Genomic DNA, 16,756 nt, shown 5'->3' on the forward strand with positions numbered 1-16,756 from the left:
GGACCGCCACATGTCAGTGCCGGACGGTTTACTGGACGGCATGGACATCGCACGGCACATCGCCCTCATCGACGAGCTGTGCCACCGCCCCTTCCCGGCGGGGCACGGCCCGTCGGACGGGGGCGCCGGGGCTCCCGGTCACTTCACGGCGGTGCTGGAGACCAGCCACGGCCTGCGCGGCGGGTGCCAGGCGGAGCGGGCGGTGACGGTGGAGCAGTACGAGAAGGACCGGGACGCCCTCCACGAGCGGCTCGCCGCCCGCTGGGGTGAGCCGGGGGACCCCTGGAACCTTCAGACGGTCCTGCTGCGGACCGACCGGGAGGAGATACCCGAGCCGTGGGCCGCACTGAGCGCGAGCGCGCGCGTGGCCTACCTCTGGGAGGCCGGCGGCACCGGCCGCTGGATCGCGATCGCCGTCGCCGACCGGGACGAGGCGGACGAGGTGCGACTGCTGGCGGTGGTCACGGAGAAGGCTCCGCCGTGACCCGCAGCCGTGCGAACTCCTCCGCCATCGTCTCCGTCGTCCAGTGCGCGTTGAGCCCGCTGGGATTGGGCAGCACCCACACGCGTGTGCTCCCGAACGTCCGCTCCTGCGGCCCCACCCGCGCGTGCCGGTCGTCGAAGGCCGCCCGGTAGGCGGTGACCCCCACCACGGCCAGCCAGTCGGGCCGCAGCCGGGCCACCTTCCGCGTCAGCAGCAGCCCGCCCTCCCGGTACTCCTCGGCGGTCAGCTCGTCGGCCCGCGCGCTGCCCCGCGCCACGACGTTGGTGATCCCGAGCCCGTACGACGGCAGCAGGTCCTGCTCCGACGGCGCCAGCCGCCGCGGCGTGAACCCGGACAGGTGGAGCACCGGCCAGAAGCGGTTGCCCGGCCGGGCGAAGTGGTGGCCCGTCACCGCCGTCATCAGACCGGGATTGATCCCGCAGAACAGCACCCGGAGGCCGTCCGCGACGACGTCCGGTACGAGACGGTCGCGGGCGGCCTCCAGTTCGGCCCGGGTGAAGCGGGTCAGAGGATGGCCCCGGGGGTGTACGCGGCGGCCGACGGGTGCTGCTTGACGATCTCCTCGATCCGGCCCACGACCACCCCGACCTGGTCGGCCGCGGCGCCCGTGAAGGAGAGCTTGTCCGCCATCAGCGCGTCAAGACCGGCCCGGTCGAGCGGGATGCGCTCGTCGGCGGCCAGCTTGTCGAGCAGCTCGTTGCGCTCGGCGCCCTGTTCGCGCATCGCCAGGGCGGAGGCGACGGCGTTCTCCTTGATCGCCTCGTGCGCCAGCTCGCGCCCGACGCCGGCCCGCACCGCGCCCATCAGCACCTTGGTGGTGGCCAGGAACGGCAGGTAGCGGTCCAGCTCACGGGCGACGACGGCCGGGAAGGCGCCGAACTCGTCGAGCACGGTCAGGAAGGTCTCCAGCAGGCCGTCCAGGGCGAAGAACGCGTCGGGCAGGGCCACCCGGCGCACCACCGAGCAGGAGACGTCGCCCTCGTTCCACTGGTCGCCCGCCAGCTCGCCGGTCATCGAGGCGTAGCCGCGCAGGATCACCATCAGGCCGTTGACGCGCTCGCAGGAACGGGTGTTCATCTTGTGCGGCATCGCCGAGGAGCCGACCTGGCCGGGCTTGAAGCCCTCGGTGACCAGCTCGTGCCCGGCCATCAGCCGAATGGTCCTGGCCAGCGACGACGGCGCCGCCGCGAGCTGCACGAGCGAGGTGACGACCTCGTAGTCCAGCGAGCGCGGGTAGACCTGGCCGACCGAGGTGAAGGCCTGCGAGAAGCCCAGGTGCCCGGCGATCCGCCGCTCCAGCTCCGCGAGCTTGCCGGCGTCCCCGCCGAGCAGGTCCAGCATGTCCTGAGCGGTGCCGACCGGGCCCTTGATGCCGCGCAGCGGGTAGCGGCCGAGCAGCTCCTCCACCCGGGCGTACGCGACGAGCAGCTCGTCGGCGGCGGTCGCGAACCGCTTGCCCAGCGTCGTGGCCTGCGCGGCCACGTTGTGGGAGCGGCCGGCCATGACCAGCTCGCCGTACTCGCCGGCCAGCTTGCCGAGGCGGGCCAGGACGGCCACCGAACGGTCGCGGATCAGCTCCAGCGAGAGCCGGATCTGCAGCTGCTCGACGTTCTCCGTCAGGTCGCGGGAGGTCATGCCCTTGTGCACGTGCTCGTGCCCGGCGAGGTCGTTGAACTCCTCGATCCGCGCCTTCACGTCGTGCCGGGTGACCTTCTCGCGCTCGGCGATCGAGGCCAGGTCGACCTGGTCGAGGACGCGCTCGTAGTCGGCGATCGCGGCGTCGGGCACCTCGATGCCGAGATCCTTCTGGGCCCGCAGCACGGCGAGCCAGAGCCGACGCTCCAGCTTCACCTTCTGCTCGGGCGACCAGAGGGTGGCGAGGTCGACGGAGGCGTAGCGTCCGGCGAGGACGTTCGGGATGCGGGGCTTGGCGGGAGCGGAAGTCACGTGTACGGATTCTACTGGCGATTCGTGCAGGCCAGCGCCGCGGGGCTGTTCGTCGGAAGCTACGAAGCCACGAGGCCGGGTCGTGCCCCCCGGGATCAGGGCGCGGTCTCCTCGTACGGCAGCAGGTCGGGGCGCTTGGGCGGCAGGCCGTCGCCGGACGAGCGGCCGGTCAGCCTGCGGCCTATCCAGGGCAGCAGGTACTGCCGGGCGAACCGGACGTCGGTGGTCCGGCGGGTGATCCATCCCGGCGGCGGCGTGGCCGGGATCGGCGCGTGCCAGTCGGGGTCCTCGGCCTCGTGGCCCAGCGCCTGCCACACGGCCTCCGCGACCCGGCGGTGCCCGTCGGCCGTCAGGTGCAGCCGGTCCACGTCCCACAGCCGCGGGTCGGCCAGGGAGCGCGCCCCGTACAGGTCGACCACCACTGCGCCGTGGCGCGAGGCCAGGTCGTCGATGATCGCGAAGAGGGCCTCCATGCGGGGCCGGAACCGGTCCAGTACCGGTCCCTGACGGCCGGGGCTGCGCATCAGCACCAGCTGCTTGCAACTGGGCGCGAGCCGCTCCACCGCCTGGGTCAGCTGATCCCGCACCAGCGCCATGTCGCACTTGGGCCGCAGCGTGTCGTTGAGACCGCCCACCAGGGTGATCACGTCGGCTCCCATGGCCGCGGCCACCCCGACCTGCTCGTCGACGATCTGCCCGATCAGCTTCCCGCGCACCGCGAGATTGGCGTACCGGAAGCCGGGGGAGCGGGCGGCCATCCGCGCGGCGAGAAGGTCGGCCCAGCCCCGGTAGGAGCCGTCGGGCAGCAGGTCCGACATGCCCTCGGTGAAGGAGTCGCCCACGGCGACGAGGCTGCTGTGAGTGGGGTTCGTCTGCATGGCGACAGAAATGGTAGCGCGTGCACATACCCGGCGGTCGGTCGACCCACGGCCTCCCGCGCCCGGCTTCGGTCAGGCCGGCCTCGCGCAGGCGCCGGTCGCGGTGGGTGCGGCGCGAGCCCCTCGCGCCGACGAACGCGACCGGCATCCGCTTTGCCTCGGTCAGCAGGCCCGTGACGTCCCGCTCGGCCCCCCGCCCGTCGTCCTCCTCGGCCCGCCCCGCCCGCTCCACCGACCCGCGCTCCGGGCTCAGGTCCGCTGACCGAACAGCTCCCGCAGCACGTCCTCCATGGTCACCAGGCCCGCGAGCCGCCCGTCGGACCCGAGGACGGCGGCCAGGTGGGTGCGGCTGCGGCGCAGCGCGGTGAGCACGTCGTCCAGCGGGGTGCTCTCCCGTACCCGCGCGATGGCCCGCATGTCCCGCAGCTGGAACGGCCGGTCCCGCGGGGAGGCGTCCAGGGCGTCCTTCACGTGCAGGTAGCCCACGATCCGCCGCCCGTCGTCCACCACCGGGAACCGGGAGAACCCCGATTGCGCCGACAGCCGCTCCAACTGCTCGGGCGTGATGCCCACGCGCGCGTGGACGACGCGTTCCAGTGGCAGCACCACGTCCCGCACCGGCCTCCGGCCCAGCTCAAGGGCGTCGTGCAGCCGCTCCTGGGCCCGGTCGTCGATCAGCCCGGCGTCGCCGGCGTCCTTCACGATCTCGGCCAGCTCCGCGTCGGTGAAGGTCGCCGACACCTCGTCCTTCGTCTCGACCCTGAGCAGCTTGAGCAGCGTGTTCGCGAAGGCGTTGATCGTGAAGATCACCGGCCGCAGCGCCCGGGACAGCGCGACCAGCGGCGGCCCCAGCAGCAGCGCGCTGCGCACGGGTTCCGCCAGCGCGATATTCTTCGGCACCATCTCGCCGAGCAGCATGTGCAGGTACGTCGCCAGCGTCAGGGCGATGGCGAAGGAGACCGCGTGCCCCACCCCGGACGGCAGGCCCACCGCGTGGAACACCGGTTCCAGCAGGTGCGCGATCGCCGGCTCCGCGACCACGCCGAGGACCAGCGTGCACAGCGTGATGCCGAGCTGCGCCGCCGCCATCAGCGCCGACACGTGCTCCAGACCCCACAGCACGCTCCTCGCGCGGCGGTCGCCCTCCGCTCCCGCCTCGACGTGCTGCTCCACCTGGCTGCGGCGCACGGAGATCAGCGCGAATTCGGCGCCCACGAAGAACGCGTTGACGACGAGCGTCGCCAGACCGATCAGCAGCTGTACGGCGATCACCGGCCGCCCTCCCCGTCCTCGGGCGTGCCGCGCGGGTCTTCGGCCGCGCCCGCGTCGTCCAGCGGCGCGTGCAGCAGCACCCGCGCCGCCCGGCGCCCCGTGGCGTCCACGACGTCCAGCCGCCAGCCGGCGACCTCGAACGTGTCGCCGACGGCCGGGATGCGTCCCAGCCCGGCCGCGACCAGTCCGGCGACGGTCTCGTACGGCCCCTCGGGCACCCGCAGGCCGAGCCGCGCCAGCCGGTCCACGCGGGCCGAGCCGTCGGCCCAGTACAGCGCGCGTCCCCGCGCGTCGGTGCCGGCCGGGTCCAGCTCGGGCGTCTCGTGCGGGTCGTGCTCGTCGCGCACCTCGCCGACGACCTCCTCGACGATGTCCTCCAGCGTGGCCACGCCCGCCGTCCCGCCGTACTCGTCGATGACCACGGCCATCGTGCGCCGTCCGGAGAGCCGGTCGAGCAGCCGGTCCACGGTCAGCGTCTCCGGGACCAGCAGCGGCTCGCGCATCAGCTCGGACACCGGCATCCGGGGCCGTCGCTCGGCGGGCACCGCCAGCACGTCCTTGACGTGGGCGGTGCCGACCACGGCGTCGAGGGTCTCCTGGAAGACCGGGAACCGGGACAGCCCGGTCGCCCGCGTCGCGTTGGCCACGTCCTCGCACGTCGCCCGGGAGTCGAGGGCGATGACCTGGACGCGCGGGGTCATCACGTGCTGGGCCGTCAGATCGGCCAGGTTCAGGGTCCGGACGAACAACTCGGCGGTGTCGGCCTCCAGCGCGCCCTCCTTGGCCGAGTGCCGGGCCAGCGCCGCCAGCTCCTGCGGCCCCCGCGCGGACGCCAGCTCCTCGGCGGGCTCCACGCCGAAGAGGCGCACGATCCGGTTGGCGGTGTTGTTCAGGTGGCTGATGAAGGGCCGGAAGGCCGCGCTGAACCAGCGCTGCGGGCCGCCCACCCGTTTGGCCACCGCCAGCGGCGAGGAGATCGCCCAGTTCTTCGGCACCAGCTCGCCGACGATCATCAGGAAGACCGTCGACAGTGCCGTGCCCAGCACCAGCGCCAGTGAGGAGGCAGCCGAACGCGACACCCCCACGGCCTCCAGCGGGCCCGCGATCAGCGCCGCGACCGAGGGCTCGGCGAGCATGCCGACCACCAGATTGGTGACCGTGATGCCGAGCTGCGCCCCGGAGAGCTGGAACGTCAGGTTCCGTACGCCCTTCAGCGCTCCGGCCGCGCCCCGTTCGCCCCGCTCCGCGGCCCGCTCCAGCTCGCCGCGTTCCACGGTGGTCAGCGAGAATTCGGCCGCGACGAACGCGCCGCACATGAGCGAGAGCAGGACCGCCACCAGCAGCAGGAGCACTTCCGTCATCGGGTCACCTCGGATCCATGATCGGCCAGGAACCGGTGGCTCGCGCGATGTCGTGCGCCGGGGGAGGTGCTGGAGGGGCCGGGAGTCTTGCCGTGGAGGGACTCGCTCATGCGCCGGTGCTCAACCCTTCAGTCCGTTCACTGTTCACTCCGTGAGCGGCTTCACCCAGCGTCGCCACTGCTCCTCGGGCGCGTACCCGGCCGCCCGCCAGGCATGCTGCGCCCGCTCGTTGCGCCGCAGCACCATCGCGTCCCCGCGGCGCCCGCCGAGCCGTACGAACCGCTCCTCGGCCGCCGCGAGCAGGGCGGTGCCGATGCCCCGGCGCCGCTGCTCCGGGTGGACCGCCAGCCGGTACAGATGGCAGCGCCAGCCGTCGAACCCCGCGATCACCGTGCCCACCAGCTCCCCGTCCAGCTCGGCCAGGACCAGCGCCTCCGGGTCGCGGGCGGCCAGTCGCTCCACGCCCTCGCGGTCGTCGCTGATGCTCGTGCCCTCCGCGGCCACCTTCCAGAAGGCCAGCACGGTGTCCAGGTCCTCGGGCCCGGCGGCCCGTATGCGCAGATCGGTCATGCCGTGATGCCAGCACGCCGGACGCACACCCGTGCGGGAATTCCGGCATGCGGACCGAGGCTCAGTCCGCCCGCAGCGCCCGCAGCGCCCGCAGCGCCGGGGCGAAGGCCCCCACACCGCGCGCCTTCGGGGTCACGGGAGTCAGTCACCCGCCTCCGGTGGCCGCCAGGCCGTGCCGAGGACGCAGTACGAACTGGGCAGTGCCGGACCGTGTTCCGGGATCATCATCCGCCGGTAGGGGCCGAGCGCGAACCCCGCGTCCCGCAGCGCGGCGACGGGATCGCGGGACAGGTGGCAGCCGCCGGACAGCGGCGGCCACAGCGTCCGGTCCAGGGCGCGCTGGGTGAAGGTCATCATCCGCCCGCCGCCCCGGCCGTGCTCGAAGAACCGCAGCTGGCCGCCGGGCCGCAGCACCCGCCGCGCCTCCCCGAGCGCCCGCGGCACGTCGCGGACGCTGCACAGCACGAGCGAGACCACGACCGCGTCGAAGGCCTCGCTCTTGACCGGCAGCGCCTCGGCCGCACCCGGGGCCACGTCCACCGGCACCCGCGCCCGCAGCGCCGCCTCCACCGCCAACCGCCGCAGCAGCCGCTCCGGTTCGATGGCGACGACCTCCGAGACGGCGCCCGGATAGTGCGAGAAGTTCAGCCCGTTGCCCGCGCCGACCTCGATCACCCGCCCGGACAGCCCGGCCAGCAGCCGCTCGCGGACGCGCCCCACGCCCATCCGGGTCTCGGCGCCCACACTGGCCCGGGCGTAGTAGCGGGCGAACAGCGGATGGTGCACGGCGTCCCGCGGCACTCCGCGGGCGGATCGCAGCGGCATGGGCCCTCCCTCACGAGGTGGTGCCTTACCGCGATTGTCCCCCGTACGACCGCTCCGCACCCACCTGGCCGGCGGCCGGGTACGCCCTGCCGCTCAGGGCGCCTGACGCGCCCCGAAGGCCGCCGCGTCCCACGTGCCGTCCAGCCGGGGCGACAGCCATCCCGGCGCCGCGGACCGGAAGGCGGCCGGGGGCAGGGCACCCGCCCCGGCGGGTACGGCGCCGAGCAGCGGAGCGCCGGAGACCTCAGGGAGGTCCGCGAGATTGCAGCGCGCGGCGAGGTCCGGGGCCCCGGGCCAGCTGCCGATCACCACACCGGGCAGGTCGAGGCCGCGGGAGCGCAGTTCACGCGCCGTCAGCTCCGTGGTGTTGAGCGTGCCGAGGCCCGCTGCCGTCACCAGCAGCACCGGGGCGCCCAGCAGGGCGGCGACGTCCGCCAGCGTCCCGCCGTCCGCGTCGAAGCGGACCAGCAGTCCGCCCGCCCCCTCGACCAGCACCAGATCGTGCTCGGTGGCCAGCTTGTCCGCGGCCTCGGCCACCTCCGCCGGGCGCACCGGCGCCCGTCCGGCCCGGCGCGCGGCCGTGCCGGGCGCCAAGGGCTCCGGATAGCGGGCCACTTCGGCCGCCGCCACGGCCCCCGCGAGGCGCGCCACCTCCCGCGCGTCCCCCGGTTCGTCCGGCCCCACACCCGTCTGCGCGGCCTTCAGCACCGCCACCGACCGGCCGCCGGCCAGCGCCGTCGCGGCGACGGCGGCCGTCACGACCGTCTTGCCGATCTCCGTGCCCGTGCCCGAGATCACCAGTACCGGCATGTCATCCCTCTCCTGCCGCCGCGCACACCGCGCGGGCGATGCGTGCCACGTCCGCGTCGCCCGTGACGTAAGGCGGCATGGTGTAGATCAGGTCGCGGAACGGCCGCAGCCACACGCCCTCGCGGACGGCCGCCGCGGTCGCCGCCCGCATGTCGACGGCGTGGTCGAGCTGCACCACGCCGATCGCGCCCAGCACCCGTACGTCCGTCACGCCCGGCAGCCCGGCCGCGGGGGCCAGACCGTCGCGCAGGCCGGACTCGATCCGCTTGACCTCCGCGCGCCAGTTCTGGCCGAGCAGCAGTCCGATCGACGCGCAGGCCACGGCCGCGGCCAGCGGATTGCCCATGAACGTCGGCCCGTGGGCCAGGACCGGCACCTCGCCGCGCGAGATGCCGTCGGCCACCTCCGACGTGCACAAGGTGGCCGCCATCGTCAGATAGCCGCCGGTGAGCGCCTTGCCGACGCACATCACGTCCGGCGTCACCGCCGCGTGCTCCGCCGCGAACAGCGCGCCGGTCCGTCCGAAGCCGGTCGCGATCTCGTCGAACACCAGCAGCACGCCGTGCGCGTCGCACGCCTCCCGCAGCACCCGCAGGTAGGCGGGGGAGTGGAACCGCATGCCGCCGGCGCCCTGCACCACCGGCTCGACGATCACCGCGGCCAGTTCGCCGGCGTGCCGCTCGATCGTCGACCGCAGATGGCCGGCGTACGTCTCGTCGTACTCGGCGGGCGGCGCGTCGGCGAAGACCTGGCGCGGCAGGGCGCCCGACCACAGCTCGTGCATCCCGCCCTCGGGGTCGCACACCGACATGGGCTGCCAGGTGTCGCCGTGGTAACCGCCGCGCCAGGTCAGCAGGCGGCGCTTGGCGGGGCGGCCCAGCGAACGCCAGTACTGGAGGCACATCTTGACGGCGACCTCGACGGACACCGAACCGGAGTCGGCGAGGAAGACGTGCTCGAGTCCGTCCGGCGACATGTCGACAAGGAGCTTCGCCAGCCGGACGGCGGGCTCGTGGGTGAGCCCGCCGAACATCACGTGGCTCATCCGCTCCAACTGCTCGCGGGCGGCCTCGTTCAGCACCGGGTGGTTGTAGCCGTGGATCGCCGACCACCAGGACGACATCCCGTCCACCAGCTCCGCCGAGCCGTCCGCGGGACGCAGCCGCACCCCGCTCGCCGACTCCACGACGAGCGGGTCCTGCCGCCCCGGCATGGGGCCGTACGGGTGCCAGACGTGCCGCCGGTCGAGCGCCAGCAGCTCGTCCACCGTCAGCGCGGGCTCAGGCATTGGGCGCGAGATCCGTCCCGGCACCGCGGCGGCGCACGGCCACCAGATCCGTCCGGGGCTCCTCGGTCCGGGACGCCGGCGCCGGAGCGCAGACCCCGCCGTCGGCGTGCGACCCGCAGCCCCCGCCCTCCTCGCCGTCCCCGTGCGATCCGCAGCCGCCGCCCGCGTGCGATCCGCAGCCGCCACCGGCGGCCGTGACCCGGTGCTCCGGCAGGGTCACCCGGTCGGCGCCCTCCACCTCGAAGCCGGCGTCCGCGATCATCTCCAGGTCGGCGTGGCCGGCCTGGCCCTCACTGGTGAGGTAGTCGCCCAGGAAGATGGAGTTGGCCAGGTTCAGGGCCAGCGGCTGCAGGGTGCGCAGGTGGACCTCGCGCCCGCCGGCGATGCGCACCTCGACGTCCGGGCAGACGAACCGGGTCATCGCCAGGATGCGCAGGCAGCGCTGCGGGGTGAGGTGCCACTCCTTGGCCAGCGGCGTGCCCTCCATCGGGATCAGGAAGTTGACCGGCACCGAGTCCGGGTCCAGTTCGCGCAGCGAGAAGACCACGTCGACCAGGTCCTCGTCGCTCTCGCCCATGCCCGCGATGAGACCCGAACAGGCGGAGAGCCCGGCCGCGTGCGCCTTGCGCACCGTGTCCACCCGGTCGGCGTACGTGTGCGTGGTCGTGATGTCCCCGTACGTCGCCTCGGACGTGTTGAGGTTGTGGTTGTAGGCGTCGGCACCCGCCTCGCGCAGCCGCTCCGCCTGACCGTCGGAGAGCAGCCCCAGGCAGGCGCACACCTCGACGGACCCGTCCTGCTCCTTGATGGCCCGGATGGTGTCCGAGACCCGGTCCACGTCCCGGTCGGTCGGGCCGCGTCCGCTGGCCACCAGGCACACCCGCTTGGCGCCCCCGGACACCCCGGCGGCCGCGGCCGCGGTGGCCTGGTCGGGCTTGAGCCAGGTGTACTTGAGGATCTCCGCCTTGGAGCCCAGCCGCTGCGAGCAGTAGGAGCAGTCCTCGGGACACAGGCCCGACTTGAGGTTGACGAGGTAGTTGAGTTTCACCCGTCGGCCGAACCAGTGCCGGCGCACCTTGCCGGCCGCGGCCACCACATCGAGCAGGTCGTCGTCGGAAGTGGCGAGGACGGCCAGCGCCTCCTCGCGGGTCGGCGACTCGCGCCGAAGCCCCTTGTCCACCAGCGTGTTCAGCAGGTCCATGAGAGCCGATCCTGTCCTAAGGGGCCGCCCGGGGCCAAGGAGAGTTTGCACAACACTGACAGATCGACGTGTGGGTATTGCCACACCTCGCGGGGGTGGCCATGCCGCTAGTGTCTGTCCATTGCCTACAAATTCCCCAAGGAGCGGCTCATGGCGTTCGGCTGGATCGACGAACAGGCCCGGGCGCGCCACGAGGCGGGACTCGTACGGATCCTGCGCCCCCGTCCGGCCGACTCGCCGCTGCTGGACCTGGCGAGCAACGACTACCTCGGACTGGCCCGGCACCCGGAGATCACCGAGGGCGCGGCCCGGGCGGCGCGCACCTGGGGCGGCGGGGCGACCGGTTCCCGGCTGGTGACCGGCACGACCGAACTGCACGCCGCACTCGAACGCGAACTGGCCGCGTTCTGCGGATTCGAGGCCGCGCTCGTCTTCTCCTCCGGCTATGCGGCCAACCTCGCCGCGGTCACCGCCCTGGCGCCGCACGGCAGCCTGGTCGTCTCCGACGCGGGCAACCACGCCTCGCTGATCGACGGCTGCAGGCTGGCCCGCGGCACGACCCAGGTGGTGGCGCACGCCGAACCGGAGGCCGTGCGCAAGGCGCTGGCGACGCACGACGGGCCCGCGGTCGCCGTCTCCGACACGGTCTTCTCGGTCGACGGCGACGCCGCGCTCCTGGCCGCCCTCGCCGACGTGTGCCGCGAGCACGGCGCCGGTCTGGTCGTGGACGACGCGCACGGACTGGGCGTGCTCGGCGACGGCGGCCGGGGCGCCCCGTACGCGGCGGGTCTCGCGGGCCGGGAGGATGTCGTCGCCACGGTCACGCTGTCCAAGTCGCTGGGCAGCCAGGGAGGTGCGGTTCTGGGTCCTGCCCGGGTGATCGGCCACCTGGTCAACGCCGCCCGGACGTTCATCTTCGACACCGGCCTCGCCCCGGCCGCGACGGGCGCGGCGCTGGCCGCGCTGACCCTGCTGCGCCGCGAGCCGGAGCGCGCGGCGCGGGCCCGTGCCGTCGCCGCCGAACTGCACGCGCGCCTGACCGCGTCGGGCCTGGAGGCGGTACGTCCGGACGCCGCGGTGGTCTCGGTGCGCGCGCCTTCCCCGGAGGGGGCGGTGCGGTGGGCGGCCGACTGCCGTGCGGCCGGCCTGTCCGTGGGCTGTTTCCGTCCTCCTTCCGTGCCGGACGGTGTCTCACGGCTCAGGCTGACCGCTCGGGCGGACCTCTCCGGGGAACAGATCGAACGCGCGGTGCGGGTGATCGGCGAGACGCGACCATGAGTCGGCGTGGCATGGCCGTGTGTCGTCCGACGTCTCGTGGGGTGGTCAGTCCTGGTGGATCCCGGCGGTGAAGGACGTCCAGCTCTCGGGGGAGAAGAGCAGGGCGGCCCCGGCGGGGTTCTTGGAGTCGCGCACCGCGAGAAGTCCGGCCCAGCGGCCGGCCGACGGCCGGGCCGTCTCCACGCAGTTGTTCGCGCCCGTGCTGTAGCTGCTGCGCAGCCACCGCACGCCGGTCAGATCGGTGCCGGCAGGGATGTTCCGGGGAAGTTCGGACATGGAGCCTGACATGGTGCCTCCTTACGCGCCTGCCGCGGTCGCGGCGATGAAGTCCAACGAGTCCTCGGGCGAAAGGGCATGGATCAGAAGGGCGTTGAAGGCCTCGGTATAGGCCTCTAGGTCTTCTTTCCGTTCGAGATGCAGGCTACTCGTCAAGTGGTCGAGAACAACCACGTCCAGATCAGAAGTGCTCGAAAAAGAGAAGATTACGAAAGGGCCGGTGACACCGATGTGCGCCCCGGCGGCAAACGGCAATACCTGGAGCCGGACATGCGGCAGACGCGCCGCCTCCACCAGCCGCTCCAGCTGACGTGCCATCACCCCGGGGCCGCCCACCTGCCGGCGCAGCACCGCCTCGTCCAGCACCGCGCTCAGCTCCAGCGGCGGTTCGCCGCGCAGCACGTCCTGCCGGGCCAGCCTGACCTCCACCAGCGCGTCCAGCCGCTCCTCCGGCATGCCGTCCACGGCGGCCCGCGTCACCTCGCGGGCGTACTCCGGGGTCTGCAGGAGGCCGGGGACCACCGTCGTCTCCAGCGTGCGCATCGCGCCGGCCTGGGACTCCAGGCTGATGAAGTCGCGGTAGGTGGGCGGCAGCACCCCGCGGTAGGCGTGCCACCAGTGGTGCCGGCCGCCCGCGTCGTCGGAGCGCGCCAGCATCACCAGCAGCCCGCGCAGCTGGTCGTCGTCCACGCCGTAGGCGTCGAGCAGTAACCGCACGTCGGCCGGTTTCGCCCCGCTCGTCCCGGTCTCGATGCGGCTGACCTTCGACTGGTGCCAGCCCACCAGCCGGGCCGCCTCCCCGCTGGTGATGCCCGCCGTCGTGCGCAGGGCGCGCAGTTCCGCGCCCAGCTTTCTGCGGCGCACCACCGGACCGTGCTGCATGGGCCACTCCCTTACTCCTTATGGGCCGCCCAAATCCGCTCTGCCGTCGCAGAGTTCACCGCTTCGAGCGACAGATATATGCATATCTTGGCGGATCGCCGTCCTTCACGGGCCGGGTGATGGCAGTCTGGCGGCGAAGCACCAGTCCGGGACCGTACTCGAACCGCCCGCTTCGTGTCGGACCACGGTCCCGTGAGAAAGGGACGACGTTGCCATGGCCGATCACCTGGAAGCATCCGTCACTCTGCCGAGCGATCCCGCTTCGGTGGCCGCCGCGCGCACCTATGTGGCCGGCACGCTGGTGGAGTGGGGCCTGCCGGCGGACGCGGAGATGTCCGACACGGTCCGGCTGATCGTCTCCGAACTGGCGACCAACGCGGTCCAGCACACGCTCGGGCAGTCGCCCACCTTCACGGTGGACCTCGTCCTCGACCGTGACGAGCGGCTGCGCATCGGCGTCACCGACAGCCATCCGCGCTTCCCCAAGCGCCTGCCGGCCGCCGTGCAGCAGGACAACGGCCGCGGCATGGTGATCATCCGCTGGCTGACCGCCGAATGCGGCGGCAAGCTGCGGGTCCGCCCCACGCGGGAGGGCGGCAAGACCGTCTCCATCGAACTGCCCTGGACCGCCCCCGGCACGCCGGCCGCCGCCGAGGGGGTGACGGCGGGGCAGAACGCCGTCATCCCCCTCGGGAGAGCTGCTCGACCCCGGGCTGTCTGACCCCGTGTCACTCGATCACGGGGCGTCTGGCCCCTGGGGGCTACTTGACCCGGCCGTAGGAGACGCTCCCGGTCCAGATCTTCTGCAGGCGTACCACGTCCCCGGTCTTCGGGGCGTGCCAGAGCTTGCCCTTCCCGGCGTAGATGCCGACGTGGTAGACGCTGCGGCCCGAGTGGAAGAAGACCAGGTCTCCGGCCTTGCGCTTCTTGGCCGAGACGTGGCGGGTCTTGTTGTACTGCTGGGCCGCCGTGCGCGGCAGCTTCTTGCCGGCCTTCTTGAACGAGTACAGCGTCAGGCCGGAGCAGTCGAACCTGCGGGGCCCGACGGCGCCCCACCTGTAGGGGGAACCCTTCTTGGATGCCGCGATCTTGAGGGCCTTCGTCGCATGAGCCGCCGCGGCCGCCTCCGAGGAGAAGCCGGGGACCACGACGGAGCCGCCTACCGCGGCGAGAGTGAGGGCCGAGGCCGTACCGGCACGAGCCATCAGGGACGGGACACGATTGAGCGCGAACATGCGCAACCCTTCGTCAGCCGCCTGTGAAGGATGACCTGTCGGATTCGGGCTGGCGAAGTTGCCCGGCCGCACGAGTGCGGCTTCACCCCAAGGGCTGCTCGGTCCGGCGCCTCTCCCACGGAGGCGACCGCTCCTGCGACCCGTCGTGCTCGGGTCCTCCACTCCTGCCGATCCACTTCCTCGCGACCGGTCGTCCGGGCGGCGGCAGGACTCGGCGTCCGCCCGGACCGCCCCGCCGCTGCGGCGGGGGCTTGTCGTCAGTCACGGATCTTGTCTCGCCGGAGGGGGAATTCCCAACGGAACGTGCCTTTTGTGTTGTTACTCACCACCCACCCGTTCGGGTGGACGCCGCTGTGTTCGAGCCGGGGTCGTAGGCGATGACGCCCCCGGGACCAGCGGCGCAGCGGTAGGCGCGGACGTCGGGGGAGGGCGGCCGCGCAACCCGGACCGGTCGTCAACCGGGTGTGTTCCTACGCCGAAAGGAGGTACGTCTTTTGGTCCGTTTCGAACCCCGTCCACTCAACTCTCGGAACACGGCGGAAGACTGAGGCGTCCCGTCCGCCGCTCGCCGTCCAGTACCCGCAGGGCGCGGGCGAGGGGGGGCGCGTGCAGTTCGGTCTCGCCCCGGGCGTGCATCAGCTCCAGCGCGTCACGCAGGGCCGCGGCCTTCCCGACCAGCGCCTGGGCGGCCCGCAGTCCCCGGTAGGTGTCGCCGTCCCGCGCGGGGTTGATGCGCCCGAGCAGGTCGACGACGTCCAGGTAGCGGTCGATCAGCTCCGCCTCGGCGCGGGTCAGGGCGGGCAGGGGCGGCAGTTCCGGTGGCAGCATCGGCCGTTCACCGGGTGCCGGGTGTGCCGGGCGCGGCGGAGCGGTCGGACACGATCCGGTCCACCAGCCCGTACTCCAGAGCCTGTTGGGCGTCCAGGACGGTGTCCCGCTCGATGTCCTCGGTCACCTGCGCCGGAGTGCGGCCCGTGTGCCGTACAAGGATCTCCTCCAGGCGGGCGCGGATCCGTGCCAACTCCTCGGCCCGGATGGCCAGGTCGCTCGCCTGCCCCTCGATCGGCTCGGTGAGCAGCGGCTGACGGAGCACCACCCGCGCCCCGGGCAGCATCGCGCGCTTGCCCGGCGTGCCCGCCGCCAGCAGCAGCGCGGCGGACGCGCCGGCCTGTCCGAGGCAGGTCGTCTCCACGTCGCAGGCGACGTAGCGCATCGTGTCGTAGATCGCCGTCATGGCCGTGAACGAGCCGCCCGGGGAGTTGATGCAGAGGGCGATGTCCCGGTCCGGGGCCTGGTGCTCCAGGTGCATGAACTGCGCCATCACGTCGTTCGCGGAGGTCTCGTCGACCGGCGTCCCGAGGAAGACGATCCGCTCCTCCAGCAGTTTCGAGTACGGATCCGACGTCCGGGCCCCGGCGCTCGTGCGCTCGGTGAACTCGGGCAGGACGTGGCGGGCGGACGGTCGGGTCATGGCGAACCCCTTCTCGTGACGGAACCCTCTTCGGCTGCACTGGCTCCGTATAAAATGTACAGGACGTACATTGTGAGGGGGTGGGAATCGCGCAACCCCGCGATCATTTCCCGTGCGGCGGCTCGTGCAGGCCGAAGAGGGAGCCCTGGTCGTCCCGGCAGAGCGTGAACCGGCCGAACCGGGCCACCGACTCCGCGTCCTCCTCGCCCTCCTCACCCAGCTCCTCCACGGAGCCGCCCAGCTCACGCACCCGGGCCACGGCGGCGTCCAGGTCGTCGACCCGGAAGAACAGGTACGGGGAGGCGCCCGGGTCGCCGCCGTGCATGCCGCCCGGCAGCCCGGCGGTGCCGATGGAGAACCCGCGCCCCGTGGGGCCCGCCTCGAGGGCCCAGCCGAACAGGGTCCCGTAGAAGACCCGGCCGCGCTCGGGGTCCGCCACGCCGAGCTCGAAGAACGACGGTTCGCCGGTCATGGGTGCCTCCCGCGGGACGTGCCATGGGGCAAGAGGTGGCCTGCGCTCCCATCGTCCACCCGGCCCGGCGGCGGCGCAGCCGGTCGGGGCGGGGTGAACCGTAAGCTGGGGACATGGCCTACGAGATTCCGGTGACGCAAGCCAGGGCTGAGCTCGCCGACCTGATCAACCGGGTGGTGTACGGCGGCGAACGCGTCGTCGTGACGCGGCACGGCAAGCCTCTCGTCGCCCTCGTCTCCGCCGCCGACCTGGAGCGCCTTGAGGAGGCCGGGGAGCCGTCGGAGGGGCAGGCGATCACCTCGGTCACCGGGGTCCGTGACACGGCCGCCCCGACACCCCGCGAACACCACCGCTTCGGCATCGCGGCGGAGCACAGGGGGCCGAACCCGGCCTAGGAGTCGTCTTCAAAGGTGATCAAGTGATGAGGGATCATGCCTGTCGTGGTGCGTCGTCATGAGCTTTCGGATGCCGAGTGGGCTGTGTTG

20 protein-coding genes and 1 riboswitch are annotated in these 16,756 nt (G+C 72.9%); of the genes, 4 read left to right on the top strand and 16 right to left on the bottom strand.

Annotation, left to right across the window (positions count from 1 at the left end):
- Window positions 1-40 precede the first annotated feature (40 nt).
- The gene (locus ACFW01_RS20200) at window positions 41-484 is read left to right on the top strand and encodes a hypothetical protein (protein ID WP_384505206.1); all 444 of its coding nucleotides are present in this window, start codon (window positions 41-43) and stop codon (window positions 482-484) included.
- Here the strand turns inward: ACFW01_RS20200 and mug are convergent.
- The 10 genes from mug to bioB form a co-directional block, all read right to left on the bottom strand.
- Window positions 462-1,013, bottom strand: coding sequence for a G/U mismatch-specific DNA glycosylase (gene mug, locus ACFW01_RS20205; RefSeq protein WP_384505209.1), 552 nt, complete (start codon window positions 1,011-1,013; stop codon window positions 462-464). The genes ACFW01_RS20200 and mug overlap by 23 nt on opposite strands.
- On the bottom strand, window positions 1,010-2,452 hold the full coding sequence (purB, locus tag ACFW01_RS20210; RefSeq protein ID WP_234957542.1) for an adenylosuccinate lyase: 1,443 nt from the start codon (window positions 2,450-2,452) through the stop codon (window positions 1,010-1,012). The genes mug and purB overlap by 4 nt, the downstream gene beginning before the upstream one ends.
- Before the next feature lie 95 nt (window positions 2,453-2,547).
- Window positions 2,548-3,330 carry an SGNH/GDSL hydrolase family protein gene (locus ACFW01_RS20215; RefSeq protein WP_234957541.1) on the bottom strand — a complete coding sequence of 261 codons (783 nt, stop codon included), beginning with the start codon at window positions 3,328-3,330 and terminating at the stop codon, window positions 2,548-2,550.
- Window positions 3,331-3,579: 249 nt separating this feature from the next.
- Window positions 3,580-4,602: a hemolysin family protein gene (locus ACFW01_RS20220; RefSeq protein WP_234957540.1), complete on the bottom strand. Its 1,023-nt coding sequence runs from the start codon at window positions 4,600-4,602 to the stop codon at window positions 3,580-3,582.
- A complete protein-coding gene (locus ACFW01_RS20225) occupies window positions 4,599-5,963 on the bottom strand; it encodes a hemolysin family protein (protein ID WP_234957539.1) in 1,365 nt (454 codons plus the stop codon). The genes ACFW01_RS20220 and ACFW01_RS20225 overlap by 4 nt, the downstream gene beginning before the upstream one ends.
- A gap of 144 nt (window positions 5,964-6,107) precedes the next feature.
- Entirely contained in the window at window positions 6,108-6,533 is a 426-nt protein-coding gene (locus tag ACFW01_RS20230; protein WP_234957538.1) for a GNAT family N-acetyltransferase, read from the bottom strand.
- A 141-nt stretch (window positions 6,534-6,674) separates the two neighbouring features.
- Window positions 6,675-7,358 carry a methyltransferase domain-containing protein gene (locus ACFW01_RS20235; protein WP_234957537.1) on the bottom strand — a complete coding sequence of 228 codons (684 nt, stop codon included), beginning with the start codon at window positions 7,356-7,358 and terminating at the stop codon, window positions 6,675-6,677.
- Between the two features lie 93 nt (window positions 7,359-7,451).
- Entirely contained in the window at window positions 7,452-8,168 is a 717-nt protein-coding gene (gene bioD / locus ACFW01_RS20240; protein ID WP_234957536.1) for a dethiobiotin synthase, read from the bottom strand.
- A gap of 1 nt (window position 8,169) precedes the next feature.
- On the bottom strand, window positions 8,170-9,456 hold the full coding sequence (locus ACFW01_RS20245) for an adenosylmethionine--8-amino-7-oxononanoate transaminase (RefSeq protein WP_234957535.1): 1,287 nt from the start codon (window positions 9,454-9,456) through the stop codon (window positions 8,170-8,172).
- A complete protein-coding gene (gene bioB, locus ACFW01_RS20250; RefSeq protein WP_234957534.1) occupies window positions 9,449-10,657 on the bottom strand; it encodes a biotin synthase BioB in 1,209 nt (402 codons plus the stop codon). Before bioB ends, ACFW01_RS20245 begins: the two co-directional genes overlap by 8 nt.
- Window positions 10,658-10,807: 150 nt before the next feature.
- Between bioB and ACFW01_RS20255 the strand changes: the two genes are divergently transcribed.
- Window positions 10,808-11,935 carry an 8-amino-7-oxononanoate synthase gene (locus ACFW01_RS20255; RefSeq protein ID WP_384505188.1) on the top strand — a complete coding sequence of 376 codons (1,128 nt, stop codon included), beginning with the start codon at window positions 10,808-10,810 and terminating at the stop codon, window positions 11,933-11,935.
- 45 nt (window positions 11,936-11,980) lie between these two features.
- Here ACFW01_RS20255 and ACFW01_RS20260 read toward each other — a convergent pair whose 3' ends face one another.
- Complete coding sequence (locus ACFW01_RS20260; protein WP_122620918.1) at window positions 11,981-12,211, bottom strand: DUF397 domain-containing protein; 231 nt, start codon at window positions 12,209-12,211, stop codon at window positions 11,981-11,983.
- Between the two features lie 21 nt (window positions 12,212-12,232).
- Window positions 12,233-13,093 carry a helix-turn-helix transcriptional regulator gene (locus tag ACFW01_RS20265; protein ID WP_125490862.1) on the bottom strand — a complete coding sequence of 287 codons (861 nt, stop codon included), beginning with the start codon at window positions 13,091-13,093 and terminating at the stop codon, window positions 12,233-12,235.
- A gap of 214 nt (window positions 13,094-13,307) precedes the next feature.
- On the opposite strand from ACFW01_RS20265, the gene ACFW01_RS20270 reads away from it, so the two are divergent.
- Window positions 13,308-13,814 (top strand): ATP-binding protein, encoded by a 507-nt coding sequence (locus tag ACFW01_RS20270; RefSeq protein ID WP_234957532.1) that lies wholly within the window; start codon window positions 13,308-13,310, stop codon window positions 13,812-13,814.
- Window positions 13,815-13,854: 40 nt separating this feature from the next.
- Here ACFW01_RS20270 and ACFW01_RS20275 read toward each other — a convergent pair whose 3' ends face one another.
- From ACFW01_RS20275 to ACFW01_RS20290, 4 genes are all read right to left on the bottom strand, one after another.
- Window positions 13,855-14,328 carry a C40 family peptidase gene (locus ACFW01_RS20275; protein WP_161327899.1) on the bottom strand — a complete coding sequence of 158 codons (474 nt, stop codon included), beginning with the start codon at window positions 14,326-14,328 and terminating at the stop codon, window positions 13,855-13,857.
- A 3-nt stretch (window positions 14,329-14,331) separates the two neighbouring features.
- Window positions 14,332-14,479: riboswitch (cyclic di-AMP (ydaO/yuaA leader) on the bottom strand.
- A gap of 368 nt (window positions 14,480-14,847) precedes the next feature.
- Window positions 14,848-15,156: a hypothetical protein gene (locus ACFW01_RS20280; RefSeq protein ID WP_384505193.1), complete on the bottom strand. Its 309-nt coding sequence runs from the start codon at window positions 15,154-15,156 to the stop codon at window positions 14,848-14,850.
- Between the two features lie 7 nt (window positions 15,157-15,163).
- Window positions 15,164-15,799: an ATP-dependent Clp protease proteolytic subunit gene (locus ACFW01_RS20285; protein WP_384505196.1), complete on the bottom strand. Its 636-nt coding sequence runs from the start codon at window positions 15,797-15,799 to the stop codon at window positions 15,164-15,166.
- Window positions 15,800-15,902: 103 nt separating this feature from the next.
- The gene (locus ACFW01_RS20290; protein ID WP_234957530.1) at window positions 15,903-16,271 is read right to left on the bottom strand and encodes a VOC family protein; all 369 of its coding nucleotides are present in this window, start codon (window positions 16,269-16,271) and stop codon (window positions 15,903-15,905) included.
- Window positions 16,272-16,384: 113 nt separating this feature from the next.
- On the opposite strand from ACFW01_RS20290, the gene ACFW01_RS20295 reads away from it, so the two are divergent.
- The gene (locus ACFW01_RS20295; protein ID WP_234957529.1) at window positions 16,385-16,666 is read left to right on the top strand and encodes a type II toxin-antitoxin system Phd/YefM family antitoxin; all 282 of its coding nucleotides are present in this window, start codon (window positions 16,385-16,387) and stop codon (window positions 16,664-16,666) included.
- The last annotated feature ends 90 nt before the right edge of the window (window positions 16,667-16,756 follow it).

Origin of the sequence: Streptomyces sp. NPDC058985 (assembly GCF_042740985.1) — a bacterium.
Lineage (GTDB): Bacteria > Actinomycetota > Actinomycetes > Streptomycetales > Streptomycetaceae > Streptomyces.